Source organism: Methanoplanus sp. FWC-SCC4 (assembly GCF_032878975.1).
GTDB lineage: Archaea > Halobacteriota > Methanomicrobia > Methanomicrobiales > Methanomicrobiaceae > Methanochimaera > Methanochimaera problematica.
The window spans coordinates 1,578,589-1,604,227 of record NZ_CP043875.1; the positions used below are offsets into that span (position 1 = coordinate 1,578,589).

At 42.6% G+C, this 25,639-nt stretch carries 23 protein-coding genes and 1 CRISPR repeat array; of the genes, 5 read left to right on the forward strand and 18 right to left on the reverse strand.

All coding sequences use genetic code 11. The annotated features are described in order from the left end of the window. Positions 1 to 133: 133 nt before the first annotated feature. Together F1737_RS08000 and F1737_RS08005 are read right to left on the reverse strand one after the other, a co-directional pair. A complete protein-coding gene (locus F1737_RS08000) occupies positions 134 to 550 on the reverse strand; it encodes a hypothetical protein (protein WP_317136062.1) in 417 nt (138 codons plus the stop codon). A gap of 282 nt (positions 551 to 832) precedes the next feature. Further along, positions 833 to 1,255 (reverse strand): universal stress protein, encoded by a 423-nt coding sequence (locus F1737_RS08005; RefSeq protein WP_317136063.1) that lies wholly within the window; start codon positions 1,253 to 1,255, stop codon positions 833 to 835. 419 nt (positions 1,256 to 1,674) lie between these two features. Between F1737_RS08005 and F1737_RS08010 the strand changes: the two genes are divergently transcribed. Beyond that, positions 1,675 to 3,117, forward strand: coding sequence for a SulP family inorganic anion transporter (locus F1737_RS08010; protein WP_317136064.1), 1,443 nt, complete (start codon positions 1,675 to 1,677; stop codon positions 3,115 to 3,117). A 119-nt stretch (positions 3,118 to 3,236) separates the two neighbouring features. On the opposite strand, the gene F1737_RS08015 is transcribed toward F1737_RS08010, so the two are convergent. The 14 genes from F1737_RS08015 to F1737_RS08080 all read right to left on the reverse strand — a co-directional run bounded on the left by F1737_RS08015 (position 3,237) and on the right by F1737_RS08080 (position 15,294). Continuing rightward, a complete protein-coding gene (locus F1737_RS08015) occupies positions 3,237 to 3,917 on the reverse strand; it encodes a hypothetical protein (protein WP_317136065.1) in 681 nt (226 codons plus the stop codon). Between the two features lie 159 nt (positions 3,918 to 4,076). Then, positions 4,077 to 5,189, reverse strand: a complete 1,113-nt coding sequence (locus tag F1737_RS08020; RefSeq protein WP_317136066.1) for a DUF1848 domain-containing protein — start codon at positions 5,187 to 5,189, stop codon at positions 4,077 to 4,079. A 67-nt stretch (positions 5,190 to 5,256) separates the two neighbouring features. Further along, on the reverse strand, positions 5,257 to 5,520 hold the full coding sequence (locus F1737_RS08025) for a hypothetical protein (RefSeq protein ID WP_317136067.1): 264 nt from the start codon (positions 5,518 to 5,520) through the stop codon (positions 5,257 to 5,259). A gap of 197 nt (positions 5,521 to 5,717) precedes the next feature. Continuing rightward, the gene (gene sepS, locus F1737_RS08030) at positions 5,718 to 7,403 is read right to left on the reverse strand and encodes an O-phosphoserine--tRNA ligase (RefSeq protein WP_317137884.1); all 1,686 of its coding nucleotides are present in this window, start codon (positions 7,401 to 7,403) and stop codon (positions 5,718 to 5,720) included. Continuing rightward, positions 7,403 to 8,302 carry a 4-demethylwyosine synthase TYW1 gene (twy1, locus tag F1737_RS08035; protein WP_317136068.1) on the reverse strand — a complete coding sequence of 300 codons (900 nt, stop codon included), beginning with the start codon at positions 8,300 to 8,302 and terminating at the stop codon, positions 7,403 to 7,405. Before twy1 ends, sepS begins: the two co-directional genes overlap by 1 nt. Continuing rightward, positions 8,283 to 9,947 carry an arginine--tRNA ligase gene (argS, locus tag F1737_RS08040; RefSeq protein ID WP_317136069.1) on the reverse strand — a complete coding sequence of 555 codons (1,665 nt, stop codon included), beginning with the start codon at positions 9,945 to 9,947 and terminating at the stop codon, positions 8,283 to 8,285. Before argS ends, twy1 begins: the two co-directional genes overlap by 20 nt. Before the next feature lie 27 nt (positions 9,948 to 9,974). Next, the gene (prf1, locus tag F1737_RS08045; RefSeq protein ID WP_317136070.1) at positions 9,975 to 11,246 is read right to left on the reverse strand and encodes a peptide chain release factor aRF-1; all 1,272 of its coding nucleotides are present in this window, start codon (positions 11,244 to 11,246) and stop codon (positions 9,975 to 9,977) included. 55 nt (positions 11,247 to 11,301) lie between these two features. Further along, complete coding sequence (locus tag F1737_RS08050) at positions 11,302 to 12,189, reverse strand: alpha/beta hydrolase family protein (RefSeq protein ID WP_317136071.1); 888 nt, start codon at positions 12,187 to 12,189, stop codon at positions 11,302 to 11,304. Then, complete coding sequence (locus tag F1737_RS08055; RefSeq protein ID WP_317136072.1) at positions 12,186 to 12,704, reverse strand: NUDIX hydrolase; 519 nt, start codon at positions 12,702 to 12,704, stop codon at positions 12,186 to 12,188. The genes F1737_RS08050 and F1737_RS08055 overlap by 4 nt, the downstream gene beginning before the upstream one ends. Positions 12,705 to 12,726: 22 nt before the next feature. Beyond that, complete coding sequence (queC, locus tag F1737_RS08060; RefSeq protein WP_317136073.1) at positions 12,727 to 13,398, reverse strand: 7-cyano-7-deazaguanine synthase QueC; 672 nt, start codon at positions 13,396 to 13,398, stop codon at positions 12,727 to 12,729. 1 nt (position 13,399) lies between these two features. Continuing rightward, positions 13,400 to 14,008 (reverse strand): 7-carboxy-7-deazaguanine synthase QueE, encoded by a 609-nt coding sequence (locus F1737_RS08065; RefSeq protein WP_317136074.1) that lies wholly within the window; start codon positions 14,006 to 14,008, stop codon positions 13,400 to 13,402. Between the two features lie 27 nt (positions 14,009 to 14,035). Next, the gene (locus tag F1737_RS08070; protein WP_317136075.1) at positions 14,036 to 14,440 is read right to left on the reverse strand and encodes a 6-carboxytetrahydropterin synthase; all 405 of its coding nucleotides are present in this window, start codon (positions 14,438 to 14,440) and stop codon (positions 14,036 to 14,038) included. Positions 14,441 to 14,647: 207 nt separating this feature from the next. Continuing rightward, the gene (locus F1737_RS08075) at positions 14,648 to 14,986 is read right to left on the reverse strand and encodes a hypothetical protein (protein WP_317136076.1); all 339 of its coding nucleotides are present in this window, start codon (positions 14,984 to 14,986) and stop codon (positions 14,648 to 14,650) included. Positions 14,987 to 14,988: 2 nt separating this feature from the next. Next, a complete protein-coding gene (locus F1737_RS08080) occupies positions 14,989 to 15,294 on the reverse strand; it encodes an ArsR/SmtB family transcription factor (protein WP_317136077.1) in 306 nt (101 codons plus the stop codon). Positions 15,295 to 15,796: 502 nt separating this feature from the next. Here F1737_RS08080 and F1737_RS08085 point away from each other — a divergent pair. The 4 genes from F1737_RS08085 (at position 15,797) to F1737_RS08100 (ending at position 21,054) form a co-directional block, all read left to right on the forward strand. After that, positions 15,797 to 16,225, forward strand: a complete 429-nt coding sequence (locus F1737_RS08085) for a 30S ribosomal protein S12 (RefSeq protein ID WP_317136078.1) — start codon at positions 15,797 to 15,799, stop codon at positions 16,223 to 16,225. A gap of 5 nt (positions 16,226 to 16,230) precedes the next feature. Further along, complete coding sequence (locus F1737_RS08090) at positions 16,231 to 16,857, forward strand: 30S ribosomal protein S7 (RefSeq protein WP_317136079.1); 627 nt, start codon at positions 16,231 to 16,233, stop codon at positions 16,855 to 16,857. 26 nt (positions 16,858 to 16,883) lie between these two features. Beyond that, positions 16,884 to 19,079, forward strand: coding sequence for an elongation factor EF-2 (locus F1737_RS08095; RefSeq protein ID WP_317136080.1), 2,196 nt, complete (start codon positions 16,884 to 16,886; stop codon positions 19,077 to 19,079). A gap of 787 nt (positions 19,080 to 19,866) precedes the next feature. Next, on the forward strand, positions 19,867 to 21,054 hold the full coding sequence (locus F1737_RS08100) for a type III PLP-dependent enzyme (protein WP_317136081.1): 1,188 nt from the start codon (positions 19,867 to 19,869) through the stop codon (positions 21,052 to 21,054). A 306-nt stretch (positions 21,055 to 21,360) separates the two neighbouring features. Further along, positions 21,361 to 23,981: a CRISPR direct-repeat array (repeat unit 32 nt; unit sequence ATTTCAATCCACACACCCGTGAAGGGTGTGAC). A gap of 319 nt (positions 23,982 to 24,300) precedes the next feature. Here F1737_RS08100 and cas2 read toward each other — a convergent pair. Both cas2 and cas1c read right to left on the reverse strand, forming a co-directional pair. Beyond that, complete coding sequence (cas2, locus tag F1737_RS08105; RefSeq protein ID WP_317136082.1) at positions 24,301 to 24,591, reverse strand: CRISPR-associated endonuclease Cas2; 291 nt, start codon at positions 24,589 to 24,591, stop codon at positions 24,301 to 24,303. A 10-nt stretch (positions 24,592 to 24,601) separates the two neighbouring features. After that, positions 24,602 to 25,633, reverse strand: coding sequence for a type I-C CRISPR-associated endonuclease Cas1c (gene cas1c / locus F1737_RS08110; RefSeq protein ID WP_317136083.1), 1,032 nt, complete (start codon positions 25,631 to 25,633; stop codon positions 24,602 to 24,604). Positions 25,634 to 25,639 lie beyond the last annotated feature (6 nt).

The window sequence follows — 25,639 nt, forward strand, 5'->3', positions numbered from 1 at the left end:
ACATTCCCCGCATAAACAAGAATCATATTTTCCTCTAATTTTCTTTTTTCAATGAGAAAATAATCAGCCATATCACATTTTTAATGACAGCAATTTGAAAAAAAAGAGGTTTTTCTTTCAAAGCCAGGGGCTTTCACTCACCCTTTACTTTTGAAATAACCGTAATTGCATAACTATGCAGACCTGTCCTTTTGATGTTTATCTCGTTTATCCGATCTCTTTTAGCCTTCACCTCACCTGATACCGCAACCGGTATCAGATAAAGCGGATATTTTCCAATGATCTCCTTTTTGAGTGTCCCACTGATATGAATTTCCCGGACTTCCTGATTTTTAAGATATTTTCCAGGTCTCTTCCTGCCCTTATCCTCTGATTTTTTAAAACCAGGTTTTATTTTGTTCGGAGTCGGAGTAATTTTGGCAGTTTCCATCATAGTCTGGCGATTTTGATTTGGGCTGCCTCTGTTTATTGTGTCAATCCCACCTTTTTGTGCAACAGGAATCTGAATTAATGTGTCAGTGTCCAACACTGTGTCTGATAATTTTTTCATGGTCTCACCTGATAATTAATGGAAATAAATCAGCCTCAAATGCCACCGGCTGATTAAACGGCAATAGAATAGTCTGGTTTGTATCATTACTGTATCCGGAATGAAACGGGCAAATCAGATCTGGTTTTTCCGAATATTTTCGATAATCTAAATTTTAGAGAAAGGTTGTTCATCACTAAGCCAACTTCATCTACGCACATCTAAATATCCTTTGGATGGATACTTAAAACCGCTCCGTGCGGTGTGAATGTAATACGGACTTTAGAAAAAATTAGTTAGTTTTTATTTGACAATCATAACCGGGCATTTTGCATTGTGGGTTACTTTCCGGCTTACACTTCCCAAAAATACACCTTTAATTGTTCCAAGACCACGGCTGCCAATGACAATCATATCTGCTTTTTCCCTTTCGGCAATTTCAATTATCTCCGCTGCGGGATCACCTATTGCGACCTTTAGGGTATATGGCAGACCATTGTTTTCAAAAATATCAATGGTATCCTTTATCCGGGTTTTTGCATCCTCTTCAAGGAGAGAATGTACATCAAAATTTGCCTTTACCATTCTCGACTGTGAGGGAGGGTTGTTTATGATATATACCAAAATCACATGTGAGGACAAATCCTTCGCAAAACCTGCGGCTTTTTCGGCCGCACGCCTTGCATTCTCAGATCCGTCAGTTGCAAGCAGAATTTTTTTGTACATTGTATTATTACTCCTCTAAATCCCATGAAATTCCTTTGTTGTAGCCGCCAACCGGAGTGATATTTGTGATTAACTTTAATTTAGCCTCTATAAAGAAATAATGTTCCGGCAAAATCAGGCATTTGAACCTGCCATAAAAATAATATAAAACAGGTTTTCAAAAACTTCATGAAAGAAGCATTTTTTGTGCTGCCTTTTTTCTTCCTTTTTTGGGGAATTATTAACTCTGTAAATAACGATTATTATTGACATAATGTGAAAGCCACAAGGATTAAAATATTTTATAAATCCAATGGTTTTCCGAGAGATCTGATAGAAGATTTAAGTAATATAAAACTATCAGATTAATATTAAATCTCCACACAAACAGGAGTTTATGAAATATAATCAGAATTTTCAGTAAAACGGAGTTACTCTTCTTGAACGCGCAAAAGATAAAAGATGAATGGTTTTCAAATATCAGAGGTGACGTACTTGCAGGAATTACCGTTGCACTTGCACTGATTCCCGAAGCAATTGCCTTCTCAATCATAGCCGGCGTTGATCCGATGGTCGGCCTTTATGCGTCATTCTGTATTGCAGTTGTAATATCAGTTGCAGGCGGAAGGCCGGGCATGATATCAGCTGCCACAGGATCAATGGCACTTGTGATGGTAATTCTTGTCAGGGATTTCGGGCTTGAATATCTTCTTGCGGCAACCATCCTTACAGGAATTCTCCAGTTTGCCCTTGGTCTTTTAAAAATCGGCCGTTTTATCTCATTCATCCCCTATTCAGCAGTGCTCGGGTTTGTAAACTCCCTTGCAATTCTTATATTTCTTGCCCAGGTTCCATTTTTAATAGGTGCACCACTGCCTGTTTACGCAATGACGGCGGCAACAATCGGGATTATCTGGTTTTTGCCCCGCTTTACAAGGGCAGTGCCGGCACCACTCATTGCTATTGTTCTGATGACCGCGGTTGCAATCGGAACAGGCCTGAGTGTCCTTACTGTCGGGGATTTGGGAACAATTACAAAGACACTTCCCCTGTTTCATCTTCCAATGGTACCCTTAACCATTGAAACACTGCTGATAATTCTTCCATATTCAGCAACGCTTGTCATCGTCGGACTTCTTGAATCCCTTCTGACCGCATCAATCATTGACGAGATGACGGATACAAAGAGTGACAAGAACAGGGAAGTTAAAGGACAGGGTATTGCAAACTGTGTTGCAGGTTTTTTCGGGGGAATGGCAGGCTGTGCAATGATCGGTCAGTCAGTTATCAATGTGACATCGGGAGGGAGGGGAAGACTTTCTTCAATGACTGCCGGACTATTCCTTATATTTCTCATAATTGTTCTCGGTGATCTTGTTGCACAGATTCCAATGGCGGCACTTGTCGGTGTCATGATTATGGTTGCATACGGGACATTTGAGTGGCAGTCAGTTAAGGATATTTTCAAAATCCCAAAAAGCGATGCATTTGTCATGCTCACAACAATTGCAATTGTAGTCTACACACACGATCTTGCAAAGGGTGTTTTAACAGGTGTAGTAATTGCCGCACTTGCAATGGTCTGGAAGATGTCAGCCATTTCGGTTTCAGGCAATATACGCGAAGACGGGGTTAAAATCTACACAGTGAAAGGTCAGCTTTTCTTTGGGACAATGTCGGCCTTCATTGACCTTTTTGATTATACAGGCGATCCGGAAAAAATTGAGATAGACTTTCAAAATTCGCATATCTGGGATCAGTCAGCAGTTGAGGCAATTGCGAGAGTAATAGACAAATATCAGCAGGAAAATAAATCGGTTTATGTCACCGGTCTTGATATCGAAAGCCAGGATACACTTGATAAGGGATATTCCAAAAAATAGTCGGGCCACAGATTCCTGATTTATTCAAAAATTCAAAAAATTTTTTTATCAAAAAAGAGAGAAGGAGATTGATTTATCTGCGTCCTCCCTTTTTCAGAACATGAGGCTGAACTCAATCACTATCCTCTTTTGCCTCCATTGTTACCGGAACCGTCACTGCCACCGCCTTTTTTACCACTGTTGCCTCCTTTATTTCCTCCGCCGCCTTTATTGCCTCCGGCCTGTGAGGTTTCGGTGACTTTAACAAGACCACTTCCCCGGTGGACTATTTCATCACCATCTTCAACGACAAAGAACAATCTTTTAACACTTGAATCAAGGTAGTCAAGATCGCGAACGTAAAATACAAACTGATATTTGTAATCGCCCTCGGTGTGGACTGTTTTATAAACAGGACCGGATTCAGCAGGTTCATCCGGATTATCCGCACTCGGAAGCCTCAGCTGAATGTTGTCTGTATCAAAATAAATTTTAAGTTCAGAGACACTGAAGTTCTTTGCGCTTTCATCATAAACTTCAACCTCAGCGGGTAAACCATCCTCATCATATGTCAGGTATTTGTAGGGATTACTGTATACCGCAACCCTGATCGGATATCCGGGGATTGTCGGAATTATGGGTGCAGGTCTGTCGATGTACATCGGGTGTAATTCCATCGGGGATATCGAAATCCAGATATCATCTCCATCAAACAGAAAATTTTTTTGTTCAGTTGGATCTTCATCGTCGTCATGTGCCATCGCAGGTGCAACAACAAAAAACAGCGATATAATCAGCAACAAAGCCAAAATTTTTTTCATTTTTTTTGCCCTCCGTTTATTATTTTCTCCCATGAAATTTCGTTTTGTGGAGCGGATTCTTTTAAGAAGGCCTAATGAAACTCCGATTGTCCGGAATATAAAGAACTCCTCTTCCTTCATGCAATCTCAAAGACTTTTCCGGATAGGAATCTGCGTCCATCAACGATCATGAGAGTGTAAGACGGACTGATATCTTCCTGATTCAGGTAATTTACAGGCAGGGTTTTCTTCACAGGATCCTGACATAACCGGTTCGTCCCACAAAATTGTCGGAGAGCAGGGATTTCTTTTGTGCATCATGTAATTTTTCCGGACAGATTCAGGATAGCGGTTGGCATAGCAGTATGAGCAAAGATGCGGGCATGTGTTGTACTGTCCTATATCGGTGCTCTCAATGCACCGGCAGGATTCCCGCTGCCCTTTATCTTTTTTTGCATATTTAGAGAGGTAACGGATTATATCAGGATCGCTTTTTGAGATTCTCCCGATAAGATCCGGGTCAACACATGCATTTTTAAAAATCCAAAAGGAAGAGAGATCAATATCCTCACCACACGATGCTGCGGATATTTTCCAGCTATGACAGAGAGATGAGAGTTTTTCTGCTAAATCCTCCATTTCATGTTTTTCAAATTCACGGATATTCAAAGTCCCTGCTGTTTTGGATCTCTGTATGTTCCAATTCACACTTTTGTAAAGATCAATAAAACTGAAGACAAGTTTTTCTGTGTAAGGTGATATTTCATCTCCAATTTTCCGGATTCTCTCAATAAGGGTTTCTACTGTGATTTCGTCTGAGAGCAGGAGGGGATCAAACCGCCAGATGGCCCTCTCTGGTCCCAGTTTTTCAGACAATTTTTTGAATGTCAAAATCCTTTCAGCAAGGGGCGGAACATTTTTTTCGAGGCCTTCTTTGTCGTAGTCGTTTAGCGTGTACTGAAAATAGTATTTTATCCCCTTTTCATCGAGAAAATCAAGGTGCTTCATTAAAGGTTCCGGATTTTTCGTCCAGAATACCACCACTTTTACGCCTGAGAGATCTATTAACAGGGGTCTTTTGTTGTAAGGATTAAATCTTAGACAAAAGCCTTCCTTTAGCCTTTGAATGAACCACTCAGAATAGAATGCGGGGATGTCAGTTGTCCTGCTTACCGAGAGAATCACCGGGTGTTTTGTATTTGTGGCAACTTCTTCCCTCGTATTTCCGCTTTTTATCAGGGGCTCATTTTGGGTTTTTGCGAACATTTCTTCATCAGGGATCCGTGACTGCATATTTTTCTTTAAAGAGAGTTGTCAGGGATTTATTTAGGCAATGTTTTTTGACAGTTCAAAAAAAGGCTTATGGTTTTTCGGAATTTATTTCCTGTACTGCATGTACAAGTGTTATTTTGCCATGTATGGTCAGTATTGCACTGTATTTCCCAATGTCAAGGGAATAAATCGGGATCTCATTTTTATTGCAGGATGAAAGAGAAGTGGAATTGTCTTTTACCGCTGTCTGATGAAAATCTTTAAACTTTTGAAAAAATTCATTTCGTATTTCTTCAGGCAGATTAGATAGATTTTTTTTTGCATATGTTGTTGCAAGCACCTTTTGATTCATTTTTACCCCCTTTTCATTTTTTAATTTACCTTGCTGTTTTCAACTTTTTTATTATGAAAATTTGTAAATTATTTTCCGGAAATGATAGTATGAGAACATCTCTTTGAATGATAATATAGGTGACGATCGGAGATGGCAATATTAAAATAAAATTTTAAACTCAAGAAAAAGTTAAAAATTAAAATATAAAAAAGGAATCACTGACCACAGGCGCAGTCATCACCACATGTGCACTCGTCGCCGCACTCGCAGTCGTCATCATGGCAGTGGCACTCGTCATCCTCACACTCACACTCACACTCCTCAATCTCCCACCTGACAGCAGTGAAAACAGGGCCTCTTACATCCACCTTTTTGTTATTGTCAGTGATAAACCTCATTGCCCAGGGTTCAACCGAGAGATTAAGTTCGGAAGGCACCTTGACCATCTTCACATCAACGCTGCCGCTCTCGGCATAAAAGACAGCCTCCTCAATTCTTGATGCTGCAAGGTTTGCAATCGCCTCAATAAATGAGAGATGTGCATCAACGCCCTTGTCACGCTGTTTCTTGTAATTCTTCGTATCCGGAAGCCCCAGTATTTTTCCGTCCACTACAAAGATGTCATTTAGGGCGGCAGGGCCGAGAAGCTTTGAATTCTCCTCATCCTCATAGACAAAAACCTTTATTTTGCAGCCGCAGTATGAATCCGACTTCCATGCAAGAAACTCACAGGGACTTATGGCATCTGCATTCTCCCTCGCAACAGCGGAGATTGCCTCTGCAATTTCAACACCAACACAGCTCTCAGGCTCTTCCTTTAAAAATACGCTACGGGCAATCTGCAGATCTGAGAAAGACTGCGGGAAAAACTGCGGATGGGTAAGAGCCCTGACATCCTCGGCCTCATACTCAATCATTGCAAGACGCTCAACACCAAGACCCAGATTCATAACCGGAACCTCAACACCATAAGCTGCAAGGGAATGAGGTGAATAGATTCCAAATGTTGCAACCTCAACCCATCCGTGAACAGGGTGCTTTGCATACACTTCAGTCTGCGTATCAGGCACATAATACTTAGATCTCTTCTCATCCGGCCTGAACTCAAAGTCAGTAAACCCAAAAGCTGAGAGAAGAGAAGCAGCAACCGCCTTGCCGTCCTCAACCGACACACCTTCCCCTGCAATTATGCATGATGCGGAATGATATGTCATAAGCCTCGTCGGCCCTTCCTCTTGTTCGCGGCGGAAACAGCGGTCAATCGAAAACTGCCTGATTGGAAGCGGAACTTTGTCCCATATCTCACCAAGGGTCATAAACCATCCCGAAGTCATATGTGAACGAAGGGTTGTCCTCGAAGACTCAGGGCAAAGCTCGCGAAACTCCGGGAAGACCTCATCCATAATTCTGACAACAAGACCATCATCAGTGCCCAGAACAACAGAAAGCTCATAGGTCAGCTCATCCCCGTCAATCTCTGACTTCTTGTAGGAATGAAGCTTCTTTCTAAGATTCTCCTCAACCTCGGCATCAAGAGGCTTTCCTAAAATCTCTGCGATCTGATCAAGCTGTTTTTTGCCAATACCGACATTCGGACGCGGAAGACCGCCAAGATAAAAAACCCTGTCCAGAACAGCAGAAGCCTCAGGCCCAAACTGCTTATATACATCAGATTCATCAATAAAAACCGGAACCCGTGCCTCATCAAATCCCATCATCAGATAGGCCTGGCGGAGACGCTCGATAGTCTCTGCAATCGGGTGCGGCTTTGCACGGTGAAACTCCATCCTCGGATATCTCTGTGAAACAGGCGGGGTATCCAGAACCTCTTTTCCCGCATGCCATGCCTCATCAAAATCTTTCTTAGCCAATTCCCTGAATTCTTCCGCATCAAACATAATTATTGCCGCTCCATTAAAACAACCCGGGATACCGGGTTCTCATCTATTATTTTATAGTCGCAGTATTTTGAGATTTCCAAAGCGAAATCACGTACATACGAATGCTCAGGCATATTCTCCTGCAGGAGTCTCTGTCTGCTGTGCCCGACAAACATATAACCCTTAACCTCGATAAAATCAGCGCCTGAATCCTGATAAATCGCAGCATAGCCGGCAGGATCAATATCATTTATTCCCTTAACAACAGTCGTCCTTATTGCAGAACGCCTCTCCTTTAAAAGTCTGGTACTACTCAGGATTTCATCCCAGAAATCCTCATCCGGCCTGCATATTTTCAGATAAGTTTCCCTGTCAGGTGCATCAACAGAGATGTAAGTCTGATAGGGATGACACAAAGAAAGCATCTCAGGCTTAGTCCCGTTTGAAACCAGAAAAGTGGTCTTTCCGGCAGAATTGAGTCTGTCAATTAATTCCGGCAGACGCGAATACAAAGTGGGCTCACCTGAGAGCGAAATCGCAATCATATCGGGATTGAGAGCCTCTGACCAGAGTTCCTTTGTAGCAGTGCTCGATTCGAGAATATAATTATAGCCTGCAAGTGACTTCTTCTGAAGGGGAAGCATCCGCTCAATAATTGTATCAACAGAGCACTCTTCCTCTTCTTCTATCTCATACTCCATCGACCGCCAGCAGAAAAGGCATCTTTGGTTGCACTTTAAAGTTGGCGTCATCTGAACACAACGGTGACTGGAAATACCGTAAAACTGATGCTTATAGCACATCTCGCCGCCCTGAAGAGCACGCTTGTTCCACATGCACGGCTTTAGGGCAGCCGACGACTTATTTGAAAAAAACTGATAGCCCTGTTTAATAAGGGCCTTACATGCTTTCGATTGCATCGATACCAAGTGTTAAAAGTGCTTCCTTAAGTGTATTCTGTGAAGCCTTAACGAGTGTAAGCCTTGCATCCCTAACATCACCTTCGGCTTTCAACACAGGATTGAAGCGGTAGAAAGTATTGAAGATATCTGCAAGCTCCCTTGCATAGATTGCAAGGACATGCGGCCTTAAATCCCTTGATATCTCATCGATAACTTTCGGGAAGAGTGCAATATGCTTTGCAAGCGCAATCTCCTGATCTTCTGTCAGTGTGTAATTTTCTGTAAATTCATCTGCCTTTTTGAGAATTGAACATGCACGGGCATGAGCATACTGAATGTATGGTGCACTCTGCTTTTCAAAGTCAAGAGCCTCCTTCCAGTTGAAAACAGTTGACTTCTCCTGTGAAACACGGATGATATCATAGCGTATTGCACCGACTGCAACCGACTTCGCAATGCTCATCTTCTCATCATCGGGAAGCTCGGGTCTTCTGAGTGTAACCTCTTCAAGAGCCCTCTTTGTAACCTCTTCAATCAAATCATCGGCGGAGATGAACTTGCCTGCACGTGTACTCATTGAACCTTCAGGAAGGGAAACAAACTCAAAGAAGACGATTTCAGGCGCCTTATCGCCAAGAAGCGTCATTGTTGCCTGAAGCTGTGCACCGATTAGTTTATGGTCGGCTCCGAGGATGTTGACAATTTTGTCAAAATTATCGCTCTTCCACTCGTGATACGCAAGATCGCGGGCAGCATAGACTGATGTTCCGTCCGATCTCCTCAAAACATAGTCCTTCTCAAACCCGAACTCAGTCAGATCAAGTGCAAGCGTATCCTCATGCTTTGCCTGAGGAAGAGACTCAAGGCGGTGAAGAACATTTAGCATAAGCTTGTTTTTGACAAAATCGCTCTCGTAGATGAATCTGTTGTGAGGTGCATTGAGAGTAATAAGAGTCTCTTTCATTCCCTCAAGACAGAGTGAGACTGCATCCCTGAACTTTCTGACCATCTCGGGATCGCCCTGCTCAATTAACGCCATCCTCCTGTCAATCTCAGCCTTAAGAGATTCGTCTTCAGCAAGGACACGGTTTGCCGCAACGTAGACATCCGCAACATAGCGGTCGCCTTTCTCGCCTTCCTTTCTTGGAATATCGAGGTTGTCAAATCCCCATGAAACGATTGCAATCTGGCGTCCCATGTCATTTACGTAATACTCGACATCAAGGTTGTACCCGGCTTTTCTGAAGACTCTTGAAAGTGTATCGCCAATGACGGAATTTCTGATATGCCCTACATGCAAAGGCCCATTTGGGTTTGCGCTTGTATGCTCAAGACATGCACGCTCAGGTTTGTCCGGAAGCTGTCCGTAGCCTTCCAAAAGTGCCGCCTTTAATACTCCCTCAATGTAGAATTTCCCAAATATAAAATTGATATAAGGACCTTTTGTCTCGATTTTTATATCTTCGCCCTTTAATTTATCTTCAAGGAGTGTGGAAATCTCACCTGCAATCTGTGCAGGGTTCTGCTTTTTTATCTTTGCAAGCGAAAAGGCAACGGTGGTTGCAAGATCGGCATGCTCGCCCCCGTCACCGAGCATTACATCATCCTGACCTGTTACTTCCCGCAAAGTGTCTTCTATTTTTTTGTATGTCTGAAAATACATAGGAAATTTACTCCCATATAGTAGTGTTTAGTATCCTGTCCTGTATCTGAGAATTGCGGCAATGCCTCCAAATGCATTGTAAAGCATCGCACCTTCCTCGAAATCTTCCGAAATAATCATCACTTTGCTGTTGCTGGAGTCAGCAAGCTCTGCAAGTTCGTCAATGATATCAGATTCCTCATCAATGAACACAGGAGCGGAGCATTTGGGGCAGATTCCAAGCTCAATATCTGTGACCTTCTTTCCAGGTTCGACCTGAACTGTCTCCTCACGGAAATAATCACAGTTCTGGCATTTGATTTTAAGGCGCTCTTTTCTTAGAACTGCTGATAAAAGAAGGGTATCGACAGCACCTATTTCTAGATTCTTTCTGACACTGTCCTCACCGTATGCTGCAAGGCTCTCGTCTTTTACAAGCTCTTTGAAGAAACGATCCATTAAGACCTTTTCCTTCATGACCTCGACACCCTTGAGGGCATCTGAGGCATTGTCCACAAGCTCGGCAAGACCGCTTTCGTTTGTATAGGCAACGTCAAAAAGACCGATCACACGTTTCTGAAGCTCATGATGCAGGTATCCCCCATCGTTGAACTCCTCTTTTGTAGGCGTCGGCCCGCCGATTAGAACACCCTTAAACCTCTCGTAGAACTCAGGCTCTGCCATGAATATATCAGTTGCACGGTCTGCAACTTTCTTATAGTATTCATTGATGGCAATAAGACGCAGTCTCTGGAAACGCATTGCGGACTGACCACCTTTTCTCTGTTTTCCGGGGACTGTTGAGGTAACTCCTGAAATGGCTTCTATACGGTTTCCTCTCAAAAACCCGAGGAATGACTCCCTTCGGTCAATGACCAGAAGCCCGTAAACCTCCTTTTCAACAAGCATCTGCTTTAGGGGCTCTAACTCAAAATTTGAAGAGCACCTGTACATATACAGATTGACAGGCTCAGGGGGTTCAATTATTGTACAGTCCATATCGGTTCTGTCACCGCCAAGTTTTACTGCACCGCAGAATACTGCCAGTCCGCTCTCGGGAGGTCTGTTATAATACTTCAGCCTTGAGAGTACTGAAGATATTGCACTCTGAACATTCGTTCTTGTCTGCTTGCTCTTGATGTTTGCACACTGTCCAAACTCATCCCTGAGCTGTGCGGTAACATCGTAGATCTGCTTGTCCGGCGGAATGTATATTGAAATTAATTCTGTGCCGCTTCCTTCCTTTTCGGCGAGTCTCTCAAGAGTCTTTTTGAACTCATATCGTTTTCTCGCACTGTCCAGCTCTAATTCTTCTGCCATAATTGTCCGCTCACCAAAAATATTGAAACTTTACTATAATTCGCCCTGCGTGGCATTAAGGTTTTAGCAAATAACCTTTCACATAATCATCTACTTCGGCATTTACCCCGTGCGTTCCATTGAATGCAATGAAGTCTTTGGGCTCATTTGCCATGTTAAACAAAGCCATTCCTTCATCAAAAGGAATTATTTTGTCTTCAGGTGCATGGAATATGAAAACAGGATCGGGAGATATACTCTTAATATATGTATCAGGATTGATGCTCTTTAGGAATCTGTCAGCTTCCGGCCCGTATGTTCCCTCTTCATAAATAAATCCGGATGTGGATACTCCGAAATATCCGGAAAAGACAGAATCGTCCATTCCTGCCGCAACAGCCGCAAACCGTCCGCCGTTAGAAGAACCCATGACATATACGGGGATGTCAGGATAAACAGATTTCAGATACCCGCCTGCCGCAAGGAGATCCCTGACTACAAGATAATATTGTGCCCATTCTCCTTCCAGGAATTTGTTAAAATCCTTTTCAAGACTGAAAGGATACCCGTTTGTCTTCCCCCCATTACCACGTACATCGACAACAAGATACAATATACCCTGATCAGCGTACGAAATAGCCCTGTCCTTATGGGCATCAGCCGAAACACCTGCACCCGGTGCAAACACAACTGCTGCAACAGGAGCACTGACAGGCTTTGCCATAATTGAATAGACATCCGTTTTGCCGTCCTTCATTGTTAGATGGGTGAGTGTGCTGTTGCTCTCTTTTATCGTATTATGTTCATCAAAAGTATAGCTTATATCAGAAAATGAAAGGATGCAGTCTTCTGAAACCTGATATGCATTCTCTTTTCCATCCTGTACCTGTGTGCATCCGGAAACAAGTATGAATGAGGCAATAAAAATGCATGCAATTGCCGCAATTATCTGATTTTTTCTCATTTGAGAGAATCCCCAAGACACTTGTATGCAAGACAGATAGTCTTCGCATCTACAATTCTTCCGTCGTCTATCATCTCGTGGATCTCGGATTTTTTCACCTTTACAACCTCAATCAGCTCATGCTCATCCATCTGAAACTCGTTTGAGGGTGAAAGCGAAGAGGCTTCAAAGAGATATATCCTCTCATCAGTGAATCCGGGGGTTGAATAGATGTAGCCTTTGGGAATTACCTTCCCTGCCTTCATACCGATCTCTTCAATCAGCTCACGGTGTGCGGTCTCTTCAGGAGATTCACCGTCCTCCATTGTCCCTGCCGGAGCCTCATAGATATATTCCTCAATCGGAAACCTGTACTGTTTTATCAGATAGCAGTAGTCGCCTTCTACCGGAAGCATTGCAACGGCACCGCCCGGCTTTACGACAATTCTTTCCAGCTTTACGCCTCCGGGCAGGTCAACCTCAACTCTTTCGACCTTCATTCTTCTGCCGGTGTAGATATCATCAATCTTCTTCATCCAAATCACACTCCTAAAATTATTATTTATATTCTATTGGATCTTTTATCCCGAGTTCTTCAAATGCTTTCAGTCTGTAATGGCATGAATCACAGACACCGCATGCAGGGTGATTACTCTCGTAGCATGACCATGTGTGTTCATATGGAACCCCGAGGTCAAAGCCGATCTTTAATATCTCTGTTTTATTGAAGTTTACAAAAGGAGTCATAAGTTTTATCTCAGTGTCATCCGATGTCCCGAGTTCAATCACCTTTGAGAATGCATCCACAAATTCCGGACGGCAGTCGGGATACCCTGCATAATCGGATGCCTGAACCCCGATAAATATTGCATCAGCATCTCTTGTTTCGGCATAGCTTGTTGCAATTGATAAAAGGTTTGCATTCCGAAACGGCACATATGTGTTTGGAATCCCTTCTGTCTCTGTTTCATCAGGGTTGTGAACAGGCACGTCAATCTTTTTATCCGTCAGTGAACTTCCGCCGAATTTTATCAGATGATCAAGGGATATTTCCATGAATTCCAGTGCACCAAGTGATTCTGCAATTTTTTTTGCACATGCAAGCTCTTTTTCCTCAGTTCTCTGTCCGTAACGTGTGTGAAGAGCAAGGATATCGTATCCTTTGTCCTTTGCATAATATGCAAGAGTAGATGAATCCATTCCGCCGGAGATTAGGCATACTGCTTTCATTTTATTTCACTCCAATAATCTTGTGAAGCTGTACCTGAAACCTTACAGGCATCATATTGTCTATTATATAATCTGCAATCTCTCCCATATCAGCCCCCCATACGGGAGATATGAATATTTCCGCACTGCATCCGGAGGATTCGATGACTTTTTTTGCGTACTTTAAATCCCCGGATCCTCCCGTTACAAATTTTACGGAGTCAGTAGGACGGAGAAGGGGAATTAATGAACTGTCGCTCTCCTCTTCAGATGACGGGCACTTCATATCCATGCAGATTTCCGCATATTCCATACACGGTGTGGGATCGATCGTCCCGTTTGTCTCAATCTCTATATGATATCCCTTTTTAGATAATTCTCTTAAGAGAGAAACGAGTTCTTCCATCCACAACAGCGGCTCACCACCTGTTACGCAGATATCTTTTGATCCCAGGTTCTCAACCGCCCGCACTATTTCGGGAATGTCCATATCAATGCCGCCTTCGTGGGATTCAGGCGTATCACACCATTTGCAGTTAAGGTTGCACCCTGAAAGGCGGATGAAGGTTGTAACACTCCCCTGATGCCTCCCTTCCCCCTGTAAACTTCTGAATATTTCAATAACTTTCATGAAATTATCCGGTCAGATTCTAAAATATCAGGGTGTCCATTCGGCAAAGCAGGTAGTGGATTCCCAGATTCTGCATTTTGCAACCCTTGCAGCTATGCCGTATTTACTGCATTCTTCTTCCACTTCCCTTGCAATCCTCTCAGAGAGAAGTTCACTTGTCGGGTCGCCTTTTGTTGTCACGACCTCCTGGAAATTTGAGATACAGGGCACCATCGGGTCCTCCTCATTGAGTATTACCTCATGATCATAGCGGTCAATCACTTTTTTGATCATGTTGTAGTCAACTAAAATCTGTGAATCGGCGTCTATGTCGCCTTCCACCCATAACTCCGCCCTCCACTGATGTCCGTGAAGGCGGAAACATTTCCCTTCATAATGCAGGAGGCGGTGGCTCGCCTCAAAATATACTTCTTTGTAGATGCGGATGCTCATATTATCACCAGGTTTTTTGATCGTTATTATTTGTATTATATGGAAGTAAATGTTTAGATGCAGGACATTCATTTTTATTTTTTCAAAAATCCTGCACATACAACCACCAGATAATTAAAAGAGTATAAATATTGTTTCAACTTGAAAATATGCAGATTTTTCTAAAATTTTAAAAACAGATCTTTAGCCGATGGGATTACCGGGGATTTAGTCAGCCACATCCTTTAGAATTTTTTCCACCCCGTCAACTCTTTTTGATATTTCTTCAAGACCTTTCCTGATCTTTTTTATCTCCTCACACAACTCGGAATTTTGGTTGACTCCTTTTTCCCTTAAATCGAGATATCTGTCCAAAAGCTCCTTTAATCTTACCAAAACATAAATAACCACACATAATGCCACAACCTGAATGATGACATATGACAAAACGTATATCACCTCACCTGCGGTTCCTGACATAAACCCTGCAGCCAGCACAATTACTGAAAATACAAAGGTTGCAGTCAACAATGCCCCAATCAATAATCTCCAAATACTTTTTTCCATTTTCATACCTCCGTGAATTTTTTTATTTCATCAAGGTTTACTGATAGTTCAAAAGGCAAAGCCCGGTAATATCTCCTAAGATAAGGCGGTTCATCAGATGTCCTGTTTATGCCTTCAACAAACCCTGCCTTTTCAAGCTGTTTTAAGTATATGTTTACAAGCGGTCTTGATATTCCCAGTTCTTCAGAGATTTCCCTTGCAAATTTTTCCTCTGAAGATATAGAGCGGATTATATTGATCCTCTGTTCATTTCCAAGAAATGATAATGTATCCGAGAGTTCCTTTAGTGTTTTTGGTGACAGCCTCAAGGTATGTGTTTAGTATTATTTACACATGCATAAATCTTTTGCAGGCATTGATGCGACAGGACTTTACGGCAGAGGATCATGATAAATGAAAATTTGGTGATTTTCGACACCGGCGACTTTACCGGATATAAATATCGGGGCAATATTTAATCCCAAGGAAAATAATCACATCAAAGCTCTTTGGCAAGACATTTGTTGAAATAAAGAATAATTAAAGATTATTTAATCGCGCAGGAATTTTGTCGTCCGGCGGTGTCATGCTAATAGCTTTAATACATCTCAGGTCGTAATTTTAGGGAGAAATCTGGTATCAGGTGGCAGCGGCGGAGAGGACATCGGGTCGGTATCTACCCGTTTTCTTTCGAAAATTGATGAATTCGCCTCGCTTCATCAGTGTTCGTGTGGAATTACTCGATAGCCATATCATATCAATTTCGCGCGTTTTACGTGCACAAATCAGAGGCAAACATAATGTATATGATCAATCAATTGAGGTGTTCAATTGGGAAACGGTAAATTCGCAGCAAGAAAATGTAAGCGTGACTCCAAAAACAACAGATGGCGTGACGTAAACTATTCAAGAAAAGCACTCGGTCTTGACATCAAGTCAGATCCTCTCGAGGGAGCCCCACAGGGACGTGGAATTGTTCTTGAAAAGGTAGGTGTAGAAGCAAAACAGCCGAACTCAGCTATTCGTAAGTGTGTTCGTGTGCAGTTAATCAAAAACGGCCGTCAGGTTACAGCATTTGCTGTCGGTGACGGTGCTATCAACTTCATTGATGAGCACGACGAAGTGACAATCGAAGGTATCGGCGGTCGTCTCGGTCGTTCCAAGGGAGATATTCCTGGTGTCCGTTACCAGGTCACAGCAGTCAACAATGTGTGCCTTCGCGAAATGGTTCTCGGCAGAAAGGAGAAGCCACGCAGGTGATTTAAATGAGTGCAGAAGAAATCGCAGCAGAAAATGTTGAGGCCCAGGTTTCAGAAGAGGAAACAAAAAATACAAACCTTCTCTTCAACAAGTGGGATCTCTCCGAAGTCAAGATCAACGACCCAGGTCTGGTTCGCTACGTAAGTGTTGACTCATTAATTGTTCCACATTCATGTGGAAGAAAACAGAAACAGCAGTTTGCAAAGTCCGAGATGCTCATCGTAGAGCGCTTAATCAACAGACTCATGCAGAATGAGGCAAACACCGGCAAAAAAGAGCTTACAACCCGTATCGTAAAGGACGCATTCGATATTGTCAACCAGAAGACAAAGAGAAACCCGGTAGAGGTTTTAATCGATGCAATAGGAAACGCAGGACCTCGTGAAGAGACAGTTCGTCTCAAGTACGGTGGTATCAATGTGCCAAAGTCAGTAGATACAGCACCACAGCGCCGTATCGACTCAGCACTTTACTTCATTGCCCGCGGTGTATACCAGGCAAGCCACAAGAAGAAGAGATCCGCAGCTGCATGCCTTGCAGATGAGCTTATCGCCGCTGCCGCAGGGGATTCACGCAGTTTCGCTGTTGCAAAGAAGGAAGAACGCGAGCGTGTTGCAAAATCTGCACGCTAATCAAATACTTTTTTTGGTGACTTAATATGACCAGACGAAAAAAGATGGTAGAAAGAGTGACGGAACTGATGGGCACCCCTGAGAGGATCAGAAACATCGGTATCGTCGCTCACATTGATCACGGTAAAACAACACTCTCCGACAACCTTCTTGCCGGTGCAGGTATGATCAGCGAAGAGATAGCCGGTAAGGCCTGCTGGATGGATTCCGATGAGGAAGAACAGGCACGTGGTATCACAATTGATTCTTCTAATGTTTCAATGGTTCACTCATACGACAACCAGGAGTATCTCATCAACATGATTGATACACCAGGTCACGTAGACTTTGGTGGTGACGTAACACGTGCAATGCGTGCCGTTGACGGTGCTGTTGTTCTTGTAGATGCTGTTGAAGGTACAATGCCACAGACAGAGACTGTTCTTCGTCAGGCATTAAAAGAGGGTGTAAAGCCTGTTCTTTTCGTAAACAAAGTCGACCGTTTAATCAACGAACTTAAAGTCGATGAAGTCGAGATGCAGATCCGCCTTGGAAAGGTAATCGACAAGGTTAACAAGCTCATTAAGGGAATGAACGAGGAAGCCTACAAAAACGGCTGGAAACTTGATGCAGCAAAAGGAACGGTTGCATTCGGTTCAGCTCTTTACAACTGGGCTATCTCCGTCCCTTACATGAAGTCAAGCGGTATTACATTCAAGGATATTTACGAAAAGTGCACAACAAACGACATGAAGTGGCTTGGAAAGAACAGTCCTCTGTGTGAAGTTGTTCTTGATATGGTCGTAAGAAACCTTCCAAATCCTCTGGATGCACAGAAGCGTCGTGTTCCTATCATCTGGCAACACGGAACCCCTGATACAACAGAAGGAAAATCAATGCTTGCATGCGATCCAAACGGACCTGCATGTCTGATGGTTACCGACATTTCATTTGATCCGCACGCAGGAGAGGTTTCAACAGGACGTCTCTTCTCAGGTACCTTAAAACGCGGAACAGAATGCTATGTTATGGGTACTGCACTGAAAGTAAACCGCCTTACACAGGTAGGTATTTTCATGGGTGCTGAAAGAATTGAAGTGGAATCACTCCCGGCAGGAAATATTGCCGCTGTCACCGGTTTAAAGGACGCTATCGTCGGATCAACCGTTTCAACCCTGAGGGAAATGACTCCGTTTGAATCACTCAAGCACTATTCAGAGCCTGTAATGACAGTAGCTGTCGAAGCAAAGAACATGAAGGATCTTCCAAAACTCGTTACAGTTCTCCGTCAGGTCGCAAAGGAAGACCCGACAGTTAAGGTAACAATTGATGAGGAGACAGGAGAGCACCTTATTTCAGGTATGGGTGAACTTCACTTAGAGATCATCACCGGACGTATTGCACGTGACAAGGGTGTAGAGATCGTTACATCACCGCCGATTGTTGTTTACCGTGAGACAATCTCCGGAACAGCAGGTCCGGTTGAAGGTAAGTCACCAAACCGCCACAACAGATTCTACATTGAGCTTGAGCCAATTGCACCTGAGATTGTTCAGAAGATTAAGGACAATGAAATCTCAATGGATCTTCCACAGCTTGAACGCCGTGATGTTTTAATTGAGGCAGGCTTTGATAAGGATGAGGCAAAGAACCTTGTTGCAATCGAAGGAACAAACATGTTCTTCGACATGACAAAGGGTATTCAGTACCTCAACGAAACAATGGAGCTTGTTCTTGAAGGATGGCGTGAGGCCCTTGCAGGCGGCCCTCTTGCAGATGAACAGGTCCAGAATGTTAAGATTAAACTTGTCGATGTTAAGCTTCACGAGGATGCAATCCACCGTGGACCTGCACAGGTAATTCCGGCTGTAAGATCTGCTGTAAAGGCAGGTGTCCTGCTTGCAGGAGATACACTCCTTGAACCTATGCAGATCCTCCAGATCACAGTGCCTCAGGAACACATGGGTAGTGCAACAGGCATGGTCCAGGGACGCCGTGGTCAGGTATATGATATGAAATCAGAGGGAGACACAATGACCGTTGTTGGTAAGGCTCCGGTTGCAGAACTCTTTGGTTTTGCAGGCGATGTCCGCTCTGCAACAGAAGGTCGTGCAATGTGGTCAACCGAGTTTGCAGGATTCGACATGGTTCCTGCAGGAATGCTCAAAGAAGTTGTTACAGAAATCAGAAAGCGCAAGGGTCTTAAAGAACAGATTCCTGAGCCTGCTGATTATCTGGCATAATACTTTTTTTTATTACTAATTCTGTTTAATTCAGGAAATCTCCCTGTCCGAAAGCATGATCTTGATTAATCAGATGTTTTCTATACCGGCAGTAAAATTTTCAAAAAAGCAGTTCGATCTTCTAAGTTTTTGTTACGGGGAAATAGATGTCGCGACATTATTGTTTCTGCCAATAAGAGGCCTTTGCTGTTTGCAATTGCAGGAAAAATGTGCGCAACAAGAATGCCACAATATATAAAATAAATACAATAAAAAAAATCAGGCCCTGTTTTAATTTAATTTATATCATATAATTATCAATCTATATCATATTGACATATAAACAAATTTGGCAATATAAAGTAAAAAATAGTTCATTTTAGCCTTTTTTGACAAAATTTAATTTTCATATTTTTTAAATAATAATATTAAAAGACTATTAATTTAAAGAGCTCAAAAGATAGATTAAATTTTCAAATAAGATTATATCTTGATCTCATAATTCTATGATAATCATTGTTTTTTACATATATATTATTTGATTGATTTTTGTTTGATAATTGAATAACTTTTTATCTTTTTGATGAACTATTCTTTTGATAATTTTTTATAAATATCAAAAACCCTCACGGAAACAACGTGCTGAAATATCCAAAATAGATTAATAAAAAAATGGACATTGAAGGTCTTACCCGCATCCCGATACCAGGGTGCCCACGGGAAGTTGCTATGAAACCGGACCAAAAATCCGGTTTTTTATTAACCAGCTTTAGCAATATGCGGCAGAAGGCAGGAGGAAAGAAAAGATATGAAAACCGAAGGTAACAGCATCGTAGTACACCACATCGATGCTAAAAGAAAAGAATTGCTTCAGAATCTCGCAAAAGAACACGGGACACCGATTTTTGTTGTCGATCACGAGCAGATTAGAAAAAATTACAGGCAATTTAAGAAACACCTGCCAAATGTCCAGGTATATTATGCAGTTAAGGCTAATTCAAACCCTGATATTATAAAGACACTTTATGATATAGGATGCAGTTTTGATGTGGCATCAATGCCGGAGTTTATGCTTGTTTATGAAAACATCAAACATCTGCCGGAGAGCGAACAGCTTGACTGGATTTACAATAAAATAATCTATGCAAACACAATCAAACCCAAAGAGACCCTTCAGGCCCTTGATCACTATCAGCCTCTTGTAACATTTGACAACATTGAAGAGCTTAAAAAAATTAAGAAATTCGGACCAAATGCAGGGCTTGTTTTGAGAATAAGGGTGCCAAATACCGGCTCAATGGTTGAGTTGTCCTCAAAGTTTGGAGCAGAGTCAGGCGATGCGGTTGATCTGATTGAGGAAGCAGTTAACATGGGACTTACAGTTGAAGGTCTAAGTTTTCATGTCGGCAGCCAGTGTACCAATTTTGAAAATTACATTCAGGCACTTGAACTATCAGCAAATATTCTTAAAGAAGCCTGGACCCGTACAGGAGAGAAAATCAAACTCCTTGATATCGGCGGAGGTTTTCCTGTCAAATATCATCCGGGGGTTAAATCAATCAGGACACTTGCTAAAAAGATAAACAAAGAAATTGAGCGTTTATTGCCGCCTGACATTCAGATTATGGCAGAACCGGGAAGATTCCTTGTGGCTAACTCCTGCACCCTTGTTTCAAAGGTTATAGGGAAGGCATTTCGTGACGGTAAACCGGGCTATTACATAAATGATGGTGTATATCACACATATTCCGGTCAGGTTTTCGACCACTGCACGTACCCTGTTCTTTCCTTTAAGGAAGGGGAAACACAGATATCTGCTGTATTCGGCCCCACATGTGATGCATTTGACACAATCACACTCTCTGCCGAGCTTCCCGAGCTTGAGATTGACGATCTTGTGTATTCAGAGAATATCGGAGCATATTCACATGCTTCATCGACATACTTTAACGGATTCCCCCCGGCTAAGGTTGTTCATATAAATAAACAGGTATAGAGAAAAACAGGTTCGTGAAAGGGAATTAAATTTCTGAAAGTTTTCAGAACTGCTCCTTTTTTTGAAACCTGCAAATATCCCTCTTTTTTTGTTTTACGGATAAATATCAGGAATAAGAATGTCCGCAAATACTGAAACAATTTACTGACAAATAAAGATATTCCGGATATAGAAAACATTAAAACAGCCATTTTTGCGTCCTTGGAATCAAAAAAGAGTGTCATTTAAAATCTCCTATGTATTTTCAATTTATGCACTAGCAGAGGTGTGACTCAGTTTTTTGTTGGAGAGTCAGTCACCTCCAAAATTTCAATCCACACACCCGTGAAGGGTGTGACGTCAGGACGCTATTAAATATCTTAAATGGGCAGCATTTCAATCCACACACCCGTGAAGGGTGTGACTATGAGATATTCAACGCTGACCGGGTGATCGGAATTTCAATCCACACACCCGTGAAGGGTGTGACCGCCGCGTGTTGTGTCTCCTCAGTATTGTGATTATCTTATTTCAATCCACACACCCGTGAAGGGTGTGACGAGGATATGTCCTGCGTGATGACATCTCTATTGAATTTCAATCCACACACCCGTGAAGGGTGTGACCGGAGTGATGAGGAGATAGATGACATTTTGACTATTTCAATCCACACACCCGTGAAGGGTGTGACCTAGACGAAACCATTGCAGCGCTTGGCGTAATGATTTCAATCCACACACCCGTGAAGGGTGTGACCCTTCCATTCATACGGCTGTTTAGTGTTAGGGTATTTCAATCCACACACCCGTGAAGGGTGTGACAAATATATTGAGAACACAAATACAGATACTTCTGATTTCAATCCACACACCCGTGAAGGGTGTGACATGCCCGCACTTCTCAGGCTCACTTGACGGTATAGATTTCAATCCACACACCCGTGAAGGGTGTGACTCAGATGAAGAAATGGAAAATGCGAAAGAAATCAATATTTCAATCCACACACCCGTGAAGGGTGTGACATTTATAGTGCTCTCTATATTGCATGAGTGCACCAATTTCAATCCACACACCCGTGAAGGGTGTGACACATGAGAAAAAAGACAAAACTATAATGAGAAAAATTTCAATCCACACACCCGTGAAGGGTGTGACTCTCCTTTTCCATTGACAAAAACGCTGCCGTCCGATTTCAATCCACACACCCGTGAAGGGTGTGACATATGATAGTTGGCGTGTTACCATACAGGACGGTAATTTCAATCCACACACCCGTGAAGGGTGTGACCTGATAAAAAACAAAGAACGTGTAAAATATGCGGATTTCAATCCACACACCCGTGAAGGGTGTGACAAGATAAAGCCGCGGAACAGGAAAAAACTCCATCGATTTCAATCCACACACCCGTGAAGGGTGTGACTTTGATTTTACGCGGGATATGGTCGCGGGTAAAATTTCAATCCACACACCCGTGAAGGGTGTGACTTCATCGATAATTATGTTTGTAGCCATAAATTTTATTTCAATCCACACACCCGTGAAGGGTGTGACACGGCTATATATATGCAACAAAAGAATTAATTATTATTTCAATCCACACACCCGTGAAGGGTGTGACCAGCACTTGTTATTGCCCCCCTTCCGCCGAGATTATTTCAATCCACACACCCGTGAAGGGTGTGACCTACAGGCTTTTTATACGATAAAACATTTACATCATTTCAATCCACACACCCGTGAAGGGTGTGACAAGCATCGAAAGCAACAGGAAGCAGGAACGCAATAAATTTCAATCCACACACCCGTGAAGGGTGTGACCATCTAATGATACCATACATCCGGTGTGCTGGATATTTCAATCCACACACCCGTGAAGGGTGTGACGAGCGCTTTAGCTCCTTACGCTTAATTTCCATTTTAATTTCAATCCACACACCCGTGAAGGGTGTGACATTTTAGAAAATATTTTTAACGGGATTCTAATTATTTCAATCCACACACCCGTGAAGGGTGTGACTTAATTTTCCCTGCCATTCGCTGTAAAATACGCCGTATTTCAATCCACACACCCGTGAAGGGTGTGACGCCGGCATGTCGGCATCTGATGCCAAGGTGCATAAATTTCAATCCACACACCCGTGAAGGGTGTGACGAAGTTCTGGCCGCCATAAATGACGAACAGTTTAAATTTCAATCCACACACCCGTGAAGGGTGTGACATCTTTTAATTTTTGCGAATCATCAACAAATTTTGATTTCAATCCACACACCCGTGAAGGGTGTGACCTGCCTGTGCCTGGCCGTTTCTCCTGAGCGTCTGATTTCAATCCACACACCCGTGAAGGGTGTGACTATGTTATCTGGACAAAACAATAAAATTACCAAAAATTTCAATCCACACACCCGTGAAGGGTGTGACTATATGAAAATGTTTTTTATTACAACATTTCTTGATTTCAATCCACACACCCGTGAAGGGTGTGACCAAAGGCGCGGGACTTAAGATCCCGTTTCGTAGATTTCAATCCACACACCCGTGAAGGGTGTGACGATTATGAAAACAACTTACCTATAGACAACAAAATTTCAATCCACACACCCGTGAAGGGTGTGACTAGGCGCTCCAAACGTATTTGTCCAAATAACCGATATTTCAATCCACACACCCGTGAAGGGTGTGACAAAACAAATATGTACCCTACGAAGGCGACCGAAGATTTCAATCCACACACCCGTGAAGGGTGTGACTGCATTCTTCTATCCAACTGATGCATTTATCCGTATTTCAATCCACACACCCGTGAAGGGTGTGACAGGTAGATCTACTAATGCCTTAAATGATTTTTCGTATTTCAATCCACACACCCGTGAAGGGTGTGACGGGTTCTATTTCAAAATCTTCAATTATATAGTTTATTTCAATCCACACACCCGTGAAGGGTGTGACTCTAAACTAATCAGTTCAATAACATAATCTCCTGAAACAGGAGAACATGGATGAAAATGATTACATCATCTAATATAAACAGCCATTATAATATTTCTTTCTAAAACAAAACGGCATAAAAATACATCTGCCGCACTATATAATAAATATAGAATTAATAAAAATGGTTATTTAAAAAATATTTTTACTTTTTTTTACTTTTAATATCACAGAAATCACCTGCAAAACACCTGGAAAAATGGAAAGATTATTATACTGATCTTTAATTTTCTCCGCGAACCTCCCCGGAAAAACATGTGAGCTTAGGGTTCGCAAAAAATCATGTAATCAAAATACCCTCAGGATCATAACCCTCCTTTGCACCAAAATGCTCGACCCTGTTCTTCCAGTTCTTGCCAAGATAATAAAACCTCAGACTGTCCTTCTCCTCATCAATTATACCGCAAAGGGAGTGTTTAAGCTTTGCAAACTGGGCAGGATCCAAAAGGCATTCAAAAACGGAATTCTGAACCCTCTGACCATAGTTCACACACTCCTTTGCAACCTTACGAAGTCTCCTCTTACCGCCCTCAGACTCAGTACTTACATCATATGTAACCAGAACCATCATAATAAAAACCTCAGTTCATGAAAAATGGCGGATAACCGTCAATATCCCCACGCAAAAAACGGGCCATCAGCATCGCCTGAACATAAGGAACAAGACCGACAGAGATCTTCTCCTTTAAATACGGATGGACAATTTTATCCTGCTTCCTCTTCTGCCATGCACCAAGAACCTCCTTTTTCCCGTCATCTGTCATAATAACGCCGCCGTTCTCCTTCTTTAGAAAATCATTACCGCTAATCTGCCTCAGATTTACCATACTTAAAGCAAGCCTGTCAGCCAGAAACGGCCTTAACTCCTCCATCATATCAAGTGCAAGACTCGCCCTTCCAGGCCTGTCGGTATGGAAAAACCCGACATAAGGATCAAGGCCCACACTCTCAAGAGCAGACTCAACATCATGTGCAAGAAGAGTATACAAAAAAGAAAGCAGAGCATTCATATTATCCAGAGGAGGTCTCCTGTTGCGTTCACTGATAAAAAAATCATCCTTCTGCTTTAAAATAAGCTCATCAAGAGCTGAAAAATAAAATTTTGCACAGTTTCCCTCAATCCCCCGGAGGGCATCAGGATTGATGCAGTCATCAACCTTCAAAAGATTCCCGATAATAAGACTGTCGGCATACCTGACTTTGTCACAGTCAATAACATCACCGTGATCGCGAACGCCACGCCCAAGAACAGTCCTGCAATTGACAACCTTGCCCTTCATAAAACACTTTGCAATATTCAGGGAATCACCAATATCATCAGCTATCCGGTACTGGGTCCGCCTCAAATGTACATTCCCCTTAACCTTCCCACTGACTCTTGCCTGAAACCTGCCGGACGGAGACAAAAAAGACAGCCCGACATTATTATCAGTACAAAGCCGCATCAGCTGCGGACTTGCACCCATATACCCAAAACAGACAATCCCCTCAAGATTATGAACAGGAATCCTGAACCTGTCCTCACCATCAACCCTTACAACCACGTTTTCCCCGTCCTTTAAAAGATAAGACTCAGGTGTGGTCACATAAAGCGTATTCAGTAGTTTCCTCATAAAAAA

Excerpts from the sequence above, each read along its gene's own strand:
- F1737_RS08000 (WP_317136062.1), bottom strand. The coding sequence starts at position 550 with ATGAAAAAATTATCAGACACAGTGTTGGACACTGACACATTAATTCAG.
- F1737_RS08005 (WP_317136063.1), bottom strand. The coding sequence starts at position 1,255 with ATGTACAAAAAAATTCTGCTTGCAACTGACGGATCTGAGAATGCAAGG.
- F1737_RS08015 (WP_317136065.1), bottom strand. The coding sequence starts at position 3,917 with ATGAAAAAAATTTTGGCTTTGTTGCTGATTATATCGCTGTTTTTTGTT.
- F1737_RS08020 (WP_317136066.1), bottom strand. The coding sequence starts at position 5,189 with ATGCAGTCACGGATCCCTGATGAAGAAATGTTCGCAAAAACCCAAAAT.
- F1737_RS08025 (WP_317136067.1), bottom strand. The coding sequence starts at position 5,520 with ATGAATCAAAAGGTGCTTGCAACAACATATGCAAAAAAAAATCTATCT.
- twy1 (WP_317136068.1), bottom strand. The coding sequence starts at position 8,302 with ATGCAATCGAAAGCATGTAAGGCCCTTATTAAACAGGGCTATCAGTTT.
- argS (WP_317136069.1), bottom strand. The coding sequence starts at position 9,947 with ATGTATTTTCAGACATACAAAAAAATAGAAGACACTTTGCGGGAAGTA.
- prf1 (WP_317136070.1), bottom strand. The coding sequence starts at position 11,246 with ATGGCAGAAGAATTAGAGCTGGACAGTGCGAGAAAACGATATGAGTTC.
- F1737_RS08050 (WP_317136071.1), bottom strand. The coding sequence starts at position 12,189 with ATGAGAAAAAATCAGATAATTGCGGCAATTGCATGCATTTTTATTGCC.
- F1737_RS08055 (WP_317136072.1), bottom strand. The coding sequence starts at position 12,704 with ATGAAGAAGATTGATGATATCTACACCGGCAGAAGAATGAAGGTCGAA.
- queC (WP_317136073.1), bottom strand. The coding sequence starts at position 13,398 with ATGAAAGCAGTATGCCTAATCTCCGGCGGAATGGATTCATCTACTCTT.
- F1737_RS08065 (WP_317136074.1), bottom strand. The coding sequence starts at position 14,008 with ATGAAAGTTATTGAAATATTCAGAAGTTTACAGGGGGAAGGGAGGCAT.
- F1737_RS08070 (WP_317136075.1), bottom strand. The coding sequence starts at position 14,440 with ATGAGCATCCGCATCTACAAAGAAGTATATTTTGAGGCGAGCCACCGC.
- F1737_RS08075 (WP_317136076.1), bottom strand. The coding sequence starts at position 14,986 with ATGGAAAAAAGTATTTGGAGATTATTGATTGGGGCATTGTTGACTGCA.
- F1737_RS08090 (WP_317136079.1), top strand. The coding sequence starts at position 16,231 with ATGAGTGCAGAAGAAATCGCAGCAGAAAATGTTGAGGCCCAGGTTTCA.
- F1737_RS08095 (WP_317136080.1), top strand. The coding sequence starts at position 16,884 with ATGACCAGACGAAAAAAGATGGTAGAAAGAGTGACGGAACTGATGGGC.
- F1737_RS08100 (WP_317136081.1), top strand. The coding sequence starts at position 19,867 with ATGAAAACCGAAGGTAACAGCATCGTAGTACACCACATCGATGCTAAA.
- cas2 (WP_317136082.1), bottom strand. The coding sequence starts at position 24,591 with ATGATGGTTCTGGTTACATATGATGTAAGTACTGAGTCTGAGGGCGGT.
- cas1c (WP_317136083.1), bottom strand. The coding sequence starts at position 25,633 with ATGAGGAAACTACTGAATACGCTTTATGTGACCACACCTGAGTCTTAT.